The sequence below is a fragment of the Specibacter sp. RAF43 genome (assembly GCF_052114065.1).
GTDB lineage: Bacteria > Actinomycetota > Actinomycetes > Actinomycetales > Micrococcaceae > Specibacter.
On sequence record NZ_JBFREA010000018.1, the window covers coordinates 23,891 to 38,135 of the forward strand.

At 68.7% G+C, this 14,245-nt stretch carries 14 protein-coding genes; 2 read left to right on the forward strand and 12 right to left on the reverse strand.

Features of this window, described 5'->3' with window-relative positions; all coding sequences use genetic code 11:
• Window positions 1-69: 69 nt before the first annotated feature.
• Both AB4Y80_RS11170 and hflX read right to left on the reverse strand, forming a co-directional pair.
• Window positions 70-2,124: an ATP-dependent DNA helicase gene (locus AB4Y80_RS11170; protein ID WP_442214206.1), complete on the reverse strand. Its 2,055-nt coding sequence runs from the start codon at window positions 2,122-2,124 to the stop codon at window positions 70-72.
• Complete coding sequence (hflX, locus tag AB4Y80_RS11175) at window positions 2,117-3,757, reverse strand: GTPase HflX (protein ID WP_442214207.1); 1,641 nt, start codon at window positions 3,755-3,757, stop codon at window positions 2,117-2,119. Before hflX ends, AB4Y80_RS11170 begins: the two co-directional genes overlap by 8 nt.
• Window positions 3,758-3,970: 213 nt before the next feature.
• Between hflX and AB4Y80_RS11180 the strand changes: the two genes are divergently transcribed.
• The gene (locus tag AB4Y80_RS11180; RefSeq protein WP_442214208.1) at window positions 3,971-4,561 is read left to right on the forward strand and encodes a class I SAM-dependent methyltransferase; all 591 of its coding nucleotides are present in this window, start codon (window positions 3,971-3,973) and stop codon (window positions 4,559-4,561) included.
• Here AB4Y80_RS11180 and dapF read toward each other — a convergent pair.
• From dapF to AB4Y80_RS11215, 7 genes are all read right to left on the reverse strand, one after another.
• Window positions 4,558-5,517, reverse strand: coding sequence for a diaminopimelate epimerase (dapF, locus tag AB4Y80_RS11185; RefSeq protein WP_442214209.1), 960 nt, complete (start codon window positions 5,515-5,517; stop codon window positions 4,558-4,560). The two genes, AB4Y80_RS11180 and dapF, sit on opposite strands and share 4 nt — an antisense overlap.
• Window positions 5,518-5,575: 58 nt before the next feature.
• Complete coding sequence (gene miaA / locus AB4Y80_RS11190; protein ID WP_442214210.1) at window positions 5,576-6,544, reverse strand: tRNA (adenosine(37)-N6)-dimethylallyltransferase MiaA; 969 nt, start codon at window positions 6,542-6,544, stop codon at window positions 5,576-5,578.
• Complete coding sequence (gene miaB / locus AB4Y80_RS11195) at window positions 6,541-8,109, reverse strand: tRNA (N6-isopentenyl adenosine(37)-C2)-methylthiotransferase MiaB (RefSeq protein ID WP_442214212.1); 1,569 nt, start codon at window positions 8,107-8,109, stop codon at window positions 6,541-6,543. Before miaB ends, miaA begins: the two co-directional genes overlap by 4 nt.
• Before the next feature lie 52 nt (window positions 8,110-8,161).
• Entirely contained in the window at window positions 8,162-9,412 is a 1,251-nt protein-coding gene (locus AB4Y80_RS11200; protein ID WP_442214213.1) for a transglycosylase, read from the reverse strand.
• Between the two features lie 25 nt (window positions 9,413-9,437).
• A complete protein-coding gene (locus AB4Y80_RS11205; protein ID WP_442214249.1) occupies window positions 9,438-9,971 on the reverse strand; it encodes a regulatory protein RecX in 534 nt (177 codons plus the stop codon).
• Between the two features lie 62 nt (window positions 9,972-10,033).
• Entirely contained in the window at window positions 10,034-11,086 is a 1,053-nt protein-coding gene (recA, locus tag AB4Y80_RS11210; RefSeq protein ID WP_442214214.1) for a recombinase RecA, read from the reverse strand.
• Between the two features lie 426 nt (window positions 11,087-11,512).
• Window positions 11,513-11,734 (reverse strand): DUF3046 domain-containing protein, encoded by a 222-nt coding sequence (locus AB4Y80_RS11215; protein ID WP_442214215.1) that lies wholly within the window; start codon window positions 11,732-11,734, stop codon window positions 11,513-11,515.
• A gap of 77 nt (window positions 11,735-11,811) precedes the next feature.
• On the opposite strand from AB4Y80_RS11215, the gene AB4Y80_RS11220 reads away from it, so the two are divergent.
• Window positions 11,812-12,366 (forward strand): MarR family winged helix-turn-helix transcriptional regulator, encoded by a 555-nt coding sequence (locus AB4Y80_RS11220; protein ID WP_442214216.1) that lies wholly within the window; start codon window positions 11,812-11,814, stop codon window positions 12,364-12,366.
• Between the two features lie 164 nt (window positions 12,367-12,530).
• Here AB4Y80_RS11220 and AB4Y80_RS11225 read toward each other — a convergent pair whose 3' ends face one another.
• From AB4Y80_RS11225 to pgsA, 3 genes are all read right to left on the reverse strand, one after another.
• Complete coding sequence (locus AB4Y80_RS11225) at window positions 12,531-12,971, reverse strand: helix-turn-helix domain-containing protein (protein WP_442214217.1); 441 nt, start codon at window positions 12,969-12,971, stop codon at window positions 12,531-12,533.
• 128 nt (window positions 12,972-13,099) lie between these two features.
• The gene (locus AB4Y80_RS11230; protein WP_442214218.1) at window positions 13,100-13,597 is read right to left on the reverse strand and encodes a CinA family protein; all 498 of its coding nucleotides are present in this window, start codon (window positions 13,595-13,597) and stop codon (window positions 13,100-13,102) included.
• Window positions 13,598-13,602: 5 nt separating this feature from the next.
• Window positions 13,603-14,211 (reverse strand): CDP-diacylglycerol--glycerol-3-phosphate 3-phosphatidyltransferase, encoded by a 609-nt coding sequence (pgsA, locus tag AB4Y80_RS11235; protein ID WP_442214219.1) that lies wholly within the window; start codon window positions 14,209-14,211, stop codon window positions 13,603-13,605.
• Window positions 14,212-14,245: the final 34 nt, after the last annotated feature.

A 14,245-nucleotide genomic window follows, 5' to 3' on the forward strand; every position in this document is an offset into this window, starting at 1 on the left:
TCATCGGACCGGGGCGCCTTGTCGTGTGTGGCGGATCTGTTCCGGCCGGCGTCTTCGCCGCCGGACGGGTTACCGGCCGGAGAGCCGTTGGAGGGCGGCCAGCGCCACGGAGCGGTCCCGGGTGGACCAGAACGGGGGCAGCGCGGCGCGCAGGAAGCCGCCGTAGCCGGCATTGGCCAGGCGGGAGTCCAGCACGGCCACCACCCCCCGGTCCGTGCTGGAGCGGATCAGCCGTCCCACGCCCTGGGCCAGGCGGACGGCCGCATGCGTGGCCGAGACGGCGATGAAGCCGTCGCCGCCGTTTTGGGCCACGGCCCTGGCCCGGGCGGTCACCAGCGGGTCGTCGGGGCGCGGGAAGGGAATCCTGTCGATCACCACCAGCCGGCAGGACGCTCCCTGCACGTCGACACCCTGCCACAGGGACATGGTCCCGAACAGGCACGTGTCCGCCTCCTCGGCAAACTCCTTGATCAGGGCCGCCATGGAGGAATCCCCCTGGCACAGGATCTTCACCGACAGGCTCTTGCGCAGCTTTTCGGCCGCGTCCTCGGCCGCGCGCCGGGAGGAGAACAAGGCCAGCGTTCCGCCGCCGGCCGCCGTGATGAGCGCGGCGAGCTCCGCGAGCTGTTCCGGAGAGGTGCCGAACCCGGGCTTTTGCAGATGGGCGGCCACGTACAGCATGCCCTGTTTCGTGTAGTCGAAGGGGGAGCCGACGTCGGCCCCGGTCCAGGCGGGCGCGTTGGCGCCCAACAGCCCCAGCCCGCCGGCGGTGGGCGTGAAGGAATCCCCGATGGCCAAGGTGGCGGAGGTCAGCACCACGGTGTGGTCGGCGAAAAGCCCCTCCCGGAGCTTGCCGGCCACGCTCAGCGGGGCGATGTTGATGACCGGCGGCTCGGCGTCGTCGGCCTTTTGGTAGCCCCGGCCCGGGGTGAACGTGCCCTGGCGGGACGTCCACACGACCTCGCGGGCGTCCCGTGCATCCAGGAGCCGCTCGCAGAGGTCGAAGACCAGGTTCAGCCGGGACCGGGCGATGGAGCGGCCGCCGTCCGCGGCGGCGTTGCCTTCGGGTTTGGAATCGGAGAGCGCCACACGTGCGGCGTCCCTGACCTGTTCGACGGCGGCGGTGTGTTCTGCGCCGAGGCCGTTGGGCAGCAGGCCGGTGGGGGTGCCGGCAAAGGCGAAGTCCAGGGCCGTGGCGGCGGCGTGCAGCGCCTCAACGGAAATGCCGGTGTGTTTGCGCGCGCTGGAGGCGGCGACCTGGACCATTTGGACGGACAGCTGGCCGGTCACCGCACCGGTCACCCGGTCCTGGAGTTCGTGGGCCTCGTCAATCACCACGATGTCGTAGTCGGGCAGCACGGCGATGCCCTCAAAGGCGCTGATGGCCAGCATGGCGTGGTTGGTGACGACGATGTCGGCCTGGCCGCCGCGGGCCCGGGCCAGCTCGGAGAAGCAGACCTCCGCGAGGGGGCACTTTTGCGCGCCCAGGCATTCCATGGAGGTCACGGACACCTGTCGCCACGCCTTGTCCGTGACGCCGGGCGTGAGTTCGTCGCGGTCGCCGGTGGCCGTTTCCTCGGCCCACTCGCGGAGCCGGACCACCTCGCGCCCCATCGCGGAGGACGGGCCGGCCTTGGCGCCGGGTAGATGGACCACGCTGGTGTCCTCACCCAGGCTGAACAGCGCCCCTTCGGTGGATTCCTCGGTGGGGAACCCGCCGCCGAGCTTGTGCTTGCACACGTAGTTGCTGCGGCCCTTGACGAGGGCGACGTCGATGGGCCGGGGCAGCAGCGGCCCGATCGCCGCGAGCAGGCGGGGCACGTCCCGGCCGACAATCTGGGCTTGCAGGGCCAGCGTGGCGGTGGCCACGACGGAGGGCTTCTCGCTCTCCAGTGCATGCACGATCAACGGGATCAGGTACGCCAGGGACTTGCCGGTCCCGGTGCCGGCCTGCACCAGCAGGTGGTCCCCGGACTCGATGGCGGCCACCACGCGCCGGACCATCTCCTGCTGACCGTCGCGGCGCTGTCCACCCATGGCCTCCACGGCGTGGTCGAGGAGCTCCAGGGCCCGACCGCCGAGCGAGACGGTGTCCACCCTCTCCTGGCGGACGGCCTCACTCATGCTGGACAAAGGGCGCCATCTCGGCGGCCAGGTCCTCGCGCACCTTCACCACGGCAATGGTTCCCGCGGCGCCGTGGTCCAGGCTGACGATCTCGGCATCGCTGCGGTGCAGCCGGTTCAGCACGTCGCCGCGGTCGTAGGGCACCAGCAGTGTCAGTTCCAGGCTGGGGCGGGGAATCGAGTGGCTGATGGCGGCCAGCAGCTCCTCCATGCCGGCGCCGGTGCGGGCGGAGACGACCACGGTGTTGTGCTCGCGCTGCCGCAGCCGCTCCACCACGAAGGGATCGGCGATGTCCGACTTGTTCAACACGATGATCTCGGGGATTTCGCGGGCGCCGACCTCGGCGATGACCGTCCGGACGGCGGCGATCTGGCCTTCGGGGTCCGGGTGCGCGGCGTCCACGATGTGCAAGATGAGATCGGCGTCGGCGACCTCCTCGAGCGTGGAACGGAAGGCCTCCACCAGCTGGGTGGGCAGGGACCGGACGAAGCCGACCGTATCGACCAGCGTGTAGCCCAGGCCGTCGTCCGTCTCGGTCTTGCGCACGGTGGGATCAAGCGTGGCAAAGAGGGCGTTTTCCACCAGGACGCCGGCATCGGTGAGCCGGTTGAGCAGCGACGACTTGCCGGCGTTGGTGTAGCCGGCGATGGCCACGGACGGCACCGCATTGCGACGGCGGTTGGCGCGCTTGGTCTCCCGGGCCGGCTTCATCGCGGCGATCTCCCGGCGCAGTTTGGCCATGCGGGTGCGGATCTTACGGCGGTCCAGTTCCATCTTCGTTTCGCCGGGGCCGCGGGAGCCGATGCCGCCGCCGGCGGTTCCGACCCGGCCGCCGGCCTGACGGGACATGGATTCGCCCCACCCGCGCAGGCGCGGGAGCAGGTATTCCATCTGGGCCAGCTCGACCTGGGCCTTGCCTTCGCGCGACTGTGCGTGCTGGGCGAAGATGTCCAGGATCAGGGCGGTCCGGTCGATGACCTTGACCTGGACGACGTCCTCCAGCGTACGGCGCTGGGAGGGGGCCAGTTCACCGTCAATGATCACGGTGTCGGCCCCCGTGGCCTGGACGATGTCCTTGAGCTCCTGGGCCTTGCCGGATCCCAGGTACGTGGCGGGGTCCGGCTTGGCCCGGCGCTGGACGAGCCCGTCAAGGACCTCGGAGCCGGCGGTTTCGGCCAGGGCCGCCAATTCCCGCAGGGAATTCTCGGCGTCGGCCATGGTGCCCTCCGTCCAGAGTCCGGCCAGCACGACGCGTTCGAGCCGCAGCTGCCGGTACTCGACCTCGGTGACGTCTTCCAGTTCCGTGGACAGCCCGGCGGTGCGGCGCAGGGCATGGCGTGCCGCCAGTTCCGATTGATCGCCGTCGACGCTGCTGTGCGGCTGGGAGAGGGCGGACAGGGCCTGCGCCCGGCCGCTGAAGGGATGGGCCGCGGCGGTCCCGGACTGGGGGTCCTCCGCGTCGAGGCGCTCGTCAACATGCACGGCCCGCGCGGCCGCCGCGTCCTTGGCCAGGATACGGTCGATCACGGCCTCAATCTCGTCCACGGAGAGGTCCGGGCGGGACTTTCCCGCGGAATTGCCGGCGGGCACAGTGTTCCCGGCGGAACCGTGAGGTGCGGATGCGTTGGACATATTCTCCTTATTAGCGATTACCTCAATCGTAGTCCCGGGCACCGACAGACACACCTTTGTCCGTCCGGCTGTGGATAACGCCACACGGGCGGCGCGGTGGGGCGGGACCTAAGGCGGGCCTAGATACCCAACGGCGCCATTCCCCACTAATCTGGCAGAACTATGGGTATTCAGGGTGCAGATCACTATTTCAGTTCACAACCGTCAACGCCGATGAAGCGCCGTCCCCTGCGGGTGGTCCTGGCGTCGGCGGAACGGCAGTTGCAAACCGCCGGCGGCATCTTCAGCCCGGACGGCGTGGACAAGGGCACCGCGATCCTGCTCGGACAGGCGCCGCCGCCGGCCGAGACCGGCAACCTGCTCGACATCGGCTGCGGGTGGGGACCGGTGGCCCTGACCCTGGCCCTGCGCTCCCCCGGCGCCACCGTGTATGCGGTGGACGTGAACGAGCGCTCCGTCGAACTGACCGGCGACAACGCCCGGACCCTGGGCCTGTCCAACGTTCGCGCCTCAACCCCCGACGCCGTGGACCCCGGGCTGCGGTTCAACACCATCTGGTCGAACCCGCCGATCCGGGTCGGCAAGGCCGAGCTGCATTCGATCTTGCTCATGTGGCTCCCCCGGCTCGCCGAGGGCGGCACCGCCTATTTGGTGGTCCAGAAGAACCTGGGCTCGGATTCGCTGCAGCGCTGGCTTGCCGCCGAACTGGCCGAACAGTTCCCGGCCCTGGGACTGAAGGTCAGCCGCGACAGCACCACCAAGGCCTTCCGCATCCTCAAGGTCGCCCGGCCCGCGGCGGGCTAGGCCAGGACCCCGTCGGCCACGATGACGGCCGGGCCGCTTAGTTCCACGTGCTCGCGCCCGTCCGGGCCGGGGAAGAACCGCACGCCCACCACACCGCCGGGAACCGTCACCGACCACGTGTCGGGGGCATCCGCACCGGCCCAAAAACGGGTGGCAACGGCGGCCGCGCACGCGCCCGTCCCGCAGGAAAGGGTCTCCCCCACGCCGCGCTCGTGCACGCGCATGCTGATGTGGCCGACGTCGTCCGTCACCAGGGGCTCGGCCGGCACCGCAAACTCCACATTGGTCCCGTACGTCGGGACGGGGGTGACCACCGGGGCGACGGATAGGTTGGTGCCGTCGAGCTCGGCCCGGTCGGCCAGCGCCACCACGGTGTGCGGGTTGCCCATGCTCACGGACAGCGCCGGCCGGGCCACGTCCAGCCCGGCGGCGTCGACCAGCGCATCCGTGCCGCGCGCCCGTGCCTGTTCGGGGGAGATGAAGTCCCACGGGCCCATGTCCACGCGGTACCCGTCCGCCGTGCGGGCGACCACCTTGACGCCGCCGCGGGTACCGATGGTCAGCGCCTCGCCCTCGGCCAGGACGGCCAGGCCCTGGCCGATGAGGAAGTGGACAAACACACGTACCCCGTTGCCGCACATTTCCGAGACGGAGCCGTCGCCGTTGCGGTAGTCCATGAACCATTCCGCCGCCGGATTAGCCGCGAGCAGGGCCGCGGCCTCGGGCACGTGCCGGGACCGGACGGCGCGGATCAGCCCGTCCCCGCCAATGCCGCGGTGCCGGTCGCACAGGTGTGCCACATCGGCGGCCGTGAGGTCGCGGGCGCCGTCGGGATCGGCCACCAGCACAAAGTCGTTTCCGGTGCCGTGGCCCTTGGCGAAGCGCAGGCCTGCCAACGCCCCGAAGGAGGGACCGGCCGGGTGGTTGGCGGTGGTGGCGGGAGCGCTGTCAGTCATGGTTTAAGCGTACGGCACACCCATTCCGCCGCCGGACCCCGCCGTTAGGCAACCCGCCCTAGGCGGGCGACCCGCCGGGGAGGGCGCACACCAGGGCCGCGGCGGTGTCGGGGAGGTCCGGCCGGTCCCAGTCCAGCCAGTGGACGCGGGGATCGGCGCGGAACCAGGTGAGTTGGCGGCGGGCGAATTGGCGCGTGGCCACAATGGTTTCCCCGGCGGCCGCCGTCACGGTGGCCCGGCCGTCGAGCACGCGCAGGAACTGCTGGTAGCCGAGGGCCTTGCCGGCCGTGCGTCCCTCCCGGAGTCCTTCCTGGACCAGGGCTGCGACCTCCTCGGCCAGCCCGGCGGCCACCATGTGGTCCACGCGGGCGGCGATCCGCCGGTGGAGTTCGGCCCGGTCGCCGTTGAGCCCGATCTGCACGGTGGGCTGCACGTACTCCCGTTCGGGCATGAAGGAACTGAACGGGCGGCCGGTGAGCTCATACACCTCAAGGGCCCGGACCACCCGCCTGGCGTCGTTGATCCGGGCGGCGGACACGGGGTCGACTTCCGCCAGGCGGGCCATGAGCGCGGCCATGCCGTCGGCTGCCAGCCGGTCTTCCAGCCGGGCGCGGACGGCCGGGTTGGTGCCGGGGAAGTCCAGCCGGTCGACGGCGGCCCGCACGTAGAGGCCGGAACCGCCGACCAGGATGGGCAGCTTCCCGCGGGACTGGATGTCCGCGATGGCGGTGCGGGCCAGGTCCTGGAACCGGGCCACCGTGGTGTCCTCGCGGACGGACAAGAAGTCCAGCAGGTGGTGCGGGATGCCGCGGCGCTCGGCCAGCGGGAGCTTGGCGGTGCCAATGTCCATGCCCCGGTAGAACTGCATGGCGTCGGCGTTGACGGCCTCCCCGCCCAGGCGCTCGGCCAGTTGGATGGCCAGCTCCGACTTTCCCGAACCCGTGGGCCCCACGACGGCGACGACGGGCCGCGGCCCGCCGAACCCTTCGGCGTCGGGCGCGGCGGGTGGTCGGGGGGCGCGGCTCACGCCGTGCGGACGGGCAGCGACGGCATGCCCAGCGACACGGAGTTCTTGCCGTTGGCCGCGCCCCGCGCGGGCGTGCCGCAGGAGTCGGCCTGGGCGCGGTCCCAGGCGTCGCCGGCGCGGGAGCGGCGCAGCTGGTAGTCCGCGGTCGTGGCGGGGTCGGCGATCAGGTGGAAGGAGGCCGCCTCGGTGACGGTCAGCGTGACGAGGTCGCCCGGGCGCGGGGTTTCGGCGCCGGCGGGGACGCTGAAGTGCACCAGTCGCTGGTCGCGGGCCCGGCCGGAGAGCCGGTGCGTTGCGGCGGCCTTGCGCCCGGACGCGGCGGTGACCATGACCTCCACCCGGCGTCCGACCTGCTTGGCGTTTTCCTCCGCGGCGATGCGGTCCTGCAGTGCGGTGAGCCGCAGGAAGCGTTCCTGCACCACCTCCTTGGGCAGCTGGTCCGGGAGTTCGGCGGCGGGCGTACCCGGGCGTTTGGAGTACTGGAAGGTGAAGGCGGTGGCAAAGCGTGACTTTTCGACGACGTCGAGCGTGGCCTGGAAGTCCTCCTCGGTCTCGCCCGGGAATCCGACGATGATGTCGGTGGAGATGGCCGCGTGCGGCATCTGCGCACGCACCTTTTCCAGGATGCCCAGGAACTTCGCGGACCGGTAGGAGCGGCGCATGTCCTTGAGGACCTTGTCCGAGCCCGATTGCAGCGGCATGTGCAGCTGCGGCATGACGTTGGGGGTCTCGGCCATGGCGGTGATGACGTCGTCGGTGAATGCGGCCGGGTGCGGGCTGGTGAAGCGGACCCGTTCCAGGCCCGGGATCTGCCCGCAGGCGCGCAGCAGCTTGCCAAACGCCAGGCGGTCGCCAAACTCCACGCCGTACGAGTTCACGTTTTGGCCCAGCAGCGTGACCTCGATGGCGCCGTCGTCGACCAGCGCCTGGATCTCGGCCAGGACGTCCCCGGGGCGCCGGTCGCGTTCCTTCCCCCGCAGGGACGGGACGATGCAGAACGTGCAGGTGTTGTTGCAGCCCACGGAAATGCTGACCCAGCCCGAGTACACGGCGTCGCGCTTGGTGGGCAGGGTGGAGGGGAAGACGTCCAGCGATTCGAGGATTTCCATCTGGGCGTCGGCGTTGTGCCGGGCGCGTTCCAGCAGCACCGGCAGCGCCCCGACGTTGTGCGTGCCAAACACGACGTCGACCCAGGGCGCGCGCTTTTGGATGATGTCGCGGTCCTTTTGCGCCAGGCAGCCGCCCACGGCGATCTGCATGCCCGGGTTGGTCTCCTTGATGTGCGCCAGCATGCCCAGGTTGCCGTACAGCTTGTTGTCGGCGTTCTCACGGACCGCGCAGGTATTGAAGACGACGACGTCCGGCACGGGGTCGCCGTTGGCGTCCCGGACGGGTGCGGGGCCGGCGTCCTCGACGGCGACCATGCCGGCGGCCTCCAGCAGCCCGGCCATGCGCTCGGAGTCGTGGACGTTCATTTGGCAGCCATAGGTGCGCACCTGGTAGGTGCGGGGCCGGCCGGTCACGGGGGTGGCGGATGAATCAACGCCGATTTGCCTCAAGCTCACCCGTCAAGCTTAAGACCTGCACCGGCATGGAGCTAACCGGCGGCCCACGGTCCTAGTACCAGTTCATGGACTGCTCATGGTCCCAGGCCCCGCAGGGCGAACCGTAGCGGTTGGCGATGTAGCCCAGTCCCCAGTCGATCTGCGTCCGGTAATTGGTCAGCCAGTCACCGCCGGCGTCCGCGTATTTCCCCGGCGGGAGGGCCTGGGCAATGCCGTAGGCGCCGCTGACGGGGTTGGTGGCGTTGGTCAGCCAGCTGGATTCGCGGGTCCAGAGCTGGAGCAGGCATTGGAACTGGCCCTGCGACCAGCCGTGGGCGCCGAGCCGCCCGGCCGCGTACGCCTGCGCCCCGGCGGGGTCGTTGACCGTCCCGCCGGGGATGTTGGGCAGGAGCACGTTGACCGGAATGTAGCCGTCGTTGGGGTCCGGATCCACGGCGGGTGCCGGGTTGGGGCCCGCGGCCCTTTCCTGTGCCGCACGCTGCCGGGCGGCCGCCTCCGCCGCGCGGCGCTTCGCCTCCTGTGCGGCCTCATAGGCGGCCTGGGCTTCCTGGCCCTGACGGTATTTTTGTTCGACCGCCGCCGTGGTGTTGTTCAGCGCCGCCAATTGCGCGGTCAGGGTGCCGCTTTGTTGCTTTTTGGCGGCCAGCTGGGCCGTCACGGCCCGCTGCGCGGCCACGGCCGCCGCCAAGGCGGTGCCGGCTTCGGCCGCCAGCCGTGCCCGCTCGGCCTCGGCCGCCTGCCTGGCCTTGGTCAGTGTGGCGGCGACGGTTTGGGCGTCCCGGGCCCGGGTCTGTTTGTTGACGGCCTGCTGGCCCACCAGGTGCAGCAGGTCCAGGCTTTGCAGGGTGTCGGTGGACTCCAGGGCCGAGAGCGTGTCAAAGAGGCCCAGCGTTGCCCCGCCGGACTTATAGCTTTGCACCGCGACGGCGGTGACCTCCTTGTGGTACTTCGCCGCGTCCTGCCCCGCACGGTTCGACTGCGCCTGCAGCACGCCCACCTGGCCGCTGACAATGTCCAGCTGGCGCCGGGTGGCCGCATAGGCCGCACCGGCCTGGACGGCGGCCGTGCCCAGGGCCTCGGACTCGGCGGACAGGCCGTCGAGCAGGGTGTTGATCTTGGCGATCTCCGCCTGCGTGGCGGCCGCATTGCCCTTGGCGTTTTGTACGTCCTGCCAGCTCGGAAACCCGCGCGGCGGGCCGTCGTCGGCAGCCACGGGCCCGGCGGCCAATCCGGAAAACAGCAAGACCCCGGCTGCGATGACGGCAACCAGGGAGCGAACGCTGCGGCGGGCGGAACTACTCATATGCGGCCAGCATAACCGCCGCCGGTCATTCCTGCGGTGATTGGCGCGCCAGGAACTCGTCGATCACCGCCGCCACCGTGTGAAAGGCGCTCGACGGGGGGTATCCCTTCCGGGCCAGCATCGCCACCCACCGGCGCGTGTATTTCTCCCGTTCCTCCCGGTCCGCCAGGTTCATTGAGCCACGCAGTTTCCGCCTGACCAGCGACTCGGCCGACTCCCGTTCGTCCTCGTCGCTGACCTGCGAGAGGGCTTCCTCGGCCAGGTGCGGGGCAATCCCCTTCTCCGCCAGCTCCCGTTTCAGGGCACCCCGGGCCAGGGACCGGTTTTGCTGGCGGCTGCGCACCCACAGCTGCGCGAACTCGGCATCATCGATGAGCTTGACCTCCTCAAAGCGGTCCAGCACCGCCTCCGCCACGTCATCGGGGACGTGGCGTTCGGCGAGCTTGAGAGCCAGTTGGTGCCGGCTCTTGGGCGAGTTGGTCAACTGCCGCAAAATGATGGCCCGGGCCACCGAGGCGGGATTGGCTTCGGGGTCCAGCTCCGGCGCCGGTCTTTTCATGCTCACCGATCATCCTTCCTGCGGCGGGTTTCCCGCCCGGCTTCCAGCCGGGGGTACCGGGCCTAGAAGCCGTCAACTGCCTTCAGCTTCGGGGCCTTCTCGGCCTCCGGGGCGGCGATCACGCCGACACCCAGCTTTTCCTTGATGAGCCGTTCCAGTTCCGCAGCCAGCTCGGGGTTGTCCTTGAGGAAGCGGCGGGAATTTTCCATGCCCTGTCCCAGCTGGTCGCCGTCGTAGGTAAACCAGGAGCCGGACTTGCGGATGAGCCCGTGCTCCACGCCCATGTCGATGATCCCGCCCTCGCGCGAAATGCCCTGGCCGTAGATGATGTCGAATTCGGCGATCTTGAACGGCGGGGCCATCTTGTTCTTGACGACCTTGGCCTTGGTGCGGTTGCCGACGGCCTCGGCACCTTCCTTGAGCGTCTGGATGCGGCGCACGTCGATGCGGATGGACGCGTAGAACTTCAGCGCCTTGCCACCGGTGGTGGTCTCCGGGCTGCCGAAGAACACGCCGATCTTTTCACGCAGCTGGTTGATGAAGATGGCGGTGGTCTTCGTCTGGCTCAGGCGGCCGGTGATCTTGCGCAGGGCCTGGCTCATCAGCCGGGCCTGCAGCCCGACATGGCTGTCACCCATGTCCCCTTCAATTTCGGCGCGCGGGACCAGGGCTGCCACGGAGTCGATGACAATGACGTCCAGGGAGCCGGATCCAATGAGCATGTCCATGATTTCCAGGGCCTGCTCGCCGGTGTCCGGCTGGGAGACCAGGAGTGCATCAACGTCAACGCCGAGCCTGGCGGCGTAGTCGGGGTCCAGGGCGTGTTCGGCGTCGATGAAGGCGGCGATGCCGCCGGCCTTTTGCGCGTTGGCCACGGCATGCAGGGCCACGGTGGTCTTACCGGAGGACTCCGGTCCGTAGATCTCCACAACGCGGCCGCGGGGAAGTCCGCCGATGCCCAGGGCCACGTCCAGGGCGATGGAGCCCGTGGGGATGACCTCTATGGGGGCCCGGACGTCGTCGCCCAGTCGCATAATGGAGCCCTTGCCAAATTGCTTGTCAATTTGAGCCAATGCTGCTGCCAGCGCTTTGTCACGGTCTTGGGGAGCGGCCATGGTTCACCTCGGTCTTTCATATATGCCGTTGCCGGCTTGCATTCCCGAGCGCACTGCACGCGGAGAACGGCTGGTGGGTTGTGCCAAATGGCCGGTGACCTGATTGGTGCGCGGCCGTTTGGCGATGTCTGTCAATGGTGTCTGGCTGTGGTTTATAGGGTGTCTGTACTAGGCGTATGTAGTTATGGTGCGGGAACCGGGCTGTTGGCTTGATCCGCTACTTAAGACGCTAGTTCACGCCTCCGACATTTTTCAGTGCCGTCCCGATCGCCGGGCGGAAACTGTGGACAATCCTTCCGGCCCAACGGATCTTCCGGCCCAGCGGATCCGACACTCTCCATTTTAGGCCCCATCACCCCATTATTCGAATTTATGTTCGGCGAGTCTTAATTTGGGTGTCACATGGCCGGTGCACGGTTCGAGGCCCTAGCTCTTGACCGGCAGGTCCCGGCCGAGCCGCCTGGGCTCGGGCACGTCCTGGATCTTGCACACTTCCAGCCAGACCTCCCGGGGCTCGTAGCCGGCCCGCAGCGCAGCCTCGGCCGTGGTCCCGCCGACGCCGGCCAGGATCAACTCCCGGGCCAGGACGCGGGAATAGGCCGGGCTGAATTCATCGTCCATTAGTCGCCAAAACTCGCTCACTCGCACGCCTCCATTCTCGCACGATTGGCACCGGCGGCGAACGGTCCGCGCCACAGGAGGATCGGCGCCCCTACACTGGTGGAATGACCCGTTCCGCCCCCAAGCCGGCCAGCACCCAGGCCGCCGGCACCCGGCCCGCCGGCACCGAGCCGGTCGCGGTCGACTCCGCCGCGGGGGCCAGCGACGTCGATCATGCCATGGCGGCGCTGGAGACGCAGTTGAGCCTGCCGTGGCGCAGGGCCCGCGCCATAAGCTACGGGCTGACCCGCAGCGTGCACCCGGAACTGGAACCGGCCGCCTATGGGCTGTTGTCAGTGCTGGCCAAGGACGGCGCCATGCGGCTGACGGACCTGGCCCGGTGCATCGGCGTCGGCAAGCCGTCGGTGAGCCGGCAGATCAGTTTGCTCGAAACCCTTGGCCTGGTCCGCAGGCAGGCGGATCCGTTGGACGGGCGGGCCCAGCTGATTGGGCTGACCCCGGCCGGGCAAAGCAAGATGACCACGGTGCACGCCGCCCGCCAACGCGCATTCCACGCCATGCTTGAACACTGGGACGAGGCCGAACTGCGCCAGCTGGCCGAGTTGATTGCCAAGCTCAATGATGGCTTCGGCCAGCACTTCACGGCCGGCGGACACTGAGGCGGGGCCGCCACGGCAGGCACCGGGCCACGGCACAAGAATGGCCCGGCCAATTGGCCGGGCCATTCTTGGGTTTGCTGACCGTGTCATCACCACACGGCCTGCGGAGGTTCAAGGGCCGGAACGGCAGGTGCCGCCCTGGCATCGAGCGAAAAGTAAGGAGCCTAGAAAGCGCTGGACATAAGGCCCTTGCTCAATTCGTCGGACAATTCCTGGTTCAGGTCCCGGCCATAGCGGGCCGCGAATTCCTGGGGGACGGTGTCCGGGACGGCCACGCCTTCGGCGATGGCCAAACGGTCGCTCACTTCACGGAGCATGAGGGACAGGGGTACGTCCAGAGCCGAACAAATGGAGGACAGCAACTCGGAGGACGCTTCCTTTTGCCCACGTTCAACTTCACTCAGATAGCCCAGTGAAACACGCGCATTGTGTGAGACTTCACGGAGTGTACGGCCTTGACGCTGTCGAACATCGCGCAGAACGTCTCCAATTTCGTGGCGTAATACCACCATCTTGCGCTCCTTCTGCTCGTGCTTCGCTTGGTCCGCCAAACCCACATCCCGCCAGCGCACTACGCCGTTTACGGATACGGGTTGTTTCACCATCGGTATCGCCTTACTCCTCGTTCAATCGGTACAACCCTTTCGGCTGGTCCGAAAAGGCTACGCCGGTTGGCGTACTTAATCCTAAAGCGGATCACCACTCATTGCGGTCACTATGACTAACTATCTGGTCACAACTTTTGTTCCCGGGCCGCCTTGACCACCTGGTGCAGCAGCGCCAAGGCCTCGTCGGTCGCCTGCTGGCGGATCATGGCCCGGTCCCCGCCAAAGTGGTATTCATAGGCCTGGACCGCCCCGTCAAGGCAGACGCCGATGAAGACATGGCCCACGGTCTTTCCCTGGTGCGGTTCCGGTCCGGCCACCCCGGTGGTGGACAATCCCACCCGCGCCCCCGTGATCCGGCAGGCGCCCAGGGCCATGGCGCAGGCCACCTCGGCGTCCACGGCCCCGCGGGTCTCCAGGAGGTCCTCGGACACTCCCAACACCCGGGACTTGACGTCGTTTTGATACGCGATGACCCCGCCGCTGAGCATGCCCGAGGCCCCGGGCACCTTGACGATCTCCGCGGCGAGCATCCCGCCGGTGAGGGATTCGGCGGTGGAAACCGTCAGCCGCGCCGCGACGGCGTCGGCCACCAGCGCCTCCATGTCCAATCCGGGTGCCGCCATGGCCGCTAGTCCTTGGTCCGGGGGATGCGGCGGCCCGCGGCGCGCAGCTGCACCGCCTTGATGACGTAGTCCACACCCGTGACCACGGTGACGGCCAGTGCCGCGAGCATGACGATCAGCGCGACGACGCCCAGCCACGGCACGGTGGGCGTGACGGGCAGGAGGTAGACGAAGATGGCCACGGTTTGCAGCACGGTCTTGAGCTTGCCCCCGCGCGAGGCCGCCATGACCCCGTACCGGATCACCACAAAACGCAGCACCGTGATCCCGACTTCGCGCACCAGCATCAGGATCGTGACCCACCACCACAACTCCCCCGCGGCGGAAAGCATGATCAAGGCCGAACCGATCAGCAGCTTGTCCGCGATGGGGTCGGCGATCTTGCCAAAGCTGGTGATCAGCCCGCGCGCCCGGGCGATGTCGCCGTCGAGCTTGTCGGTGTAGATGGCCACCAGAAAAACCACCACGGCGGCCCACCGCAACAGCCCGTAGTGGTCCAGGTCGGCCACGAAGAACCAAATGAAGAACGGCACCAGCACGATCCGCAACATGGTCAGCGCATTGGGCAGGTTCCAGTTGGACGGGGTGGGGCCGGTTGCTGCGGTTTCAGTCACGATGCAAGGCTATCGTCAAAGCCGGCGACGGCGT

Excerpts from the sequence above, each read along its gene's own strand:
- AB4Y80_RS11170 (WP_442214206.1), bottom strand. The coding sequence starts at position 2,124 with ATGAGTGAGGCCGTCCGCCAGGAGAGGGTGGACACCGTCTCGCTCGGC.
- hflX (WP_442214207.1), bottom strand. The coding sequence starts at position 3,757 with ATGTCCAACGCATCCGCACCTCACGGTTCCGCCGGGAACACTGTGCCC.
- AB4Y80_RS11180 (WP_442214208.1), top strand. The coding sequence starts at position 3,971 with ATGAAGCGCCGTCCCCTGCGGGTGGTCCTGGCGTCGGCGGAACGGCAG.
- dapF (WP_442214209.1), bottom strand. The coding sequence starts at position 5,517 with ATGACTGACAGCGCTCCCGCCACCACCGCCAACCACCCGGCCGGTCCC.
- AB4Y80_RS11200 (WP_442214213.1), bottom strand. The coding sequence starts at position 9,412 with ATGAGTAGTTCCGCCCGCCGCAGCGTTCGCTCCCTGGTTGCCGTCATC.
- AB4Y80_RS11205 (WP_442214249.1), bottom strand. The coding sequence starts at position 9,971 with ATGAAAAGACCGGCGCCGGAGCTGGACCCCGAAGCCAATCCCGCCTCG.
- recA (WP_442214214.1), bottom strand. The coding sequence starts at position 11,086 with ATGGCCGCTCCCCAAGACCGTGACAAAGCGCTGGCAGCAGCATTGGCT.
- AB4Y80_RS11220 (WP_442214216.1), top strand. The coding sequence starts at position 11,812 with ATGACCCGTTCCGCCCCCAAGCCGGCCAGCACCCAGGCCGCCGGCACC.
- AB4Y80_RS11225 (WP_442214217.1), bottom strand. The coding sequence starts at position 12,971 with ATGGTGAAACAACCCGTATCCGTAAACGGCGTAGTGCGCTGGCGGGAT.
- AB4Y80_RS11230 (WP_442214218.1), bottom strand. The coding sequence starts at position 13,597 with ATGGCGGCACCCGGATTGGACATGGAGGCGCTGGTGGCCGACGCCGTC.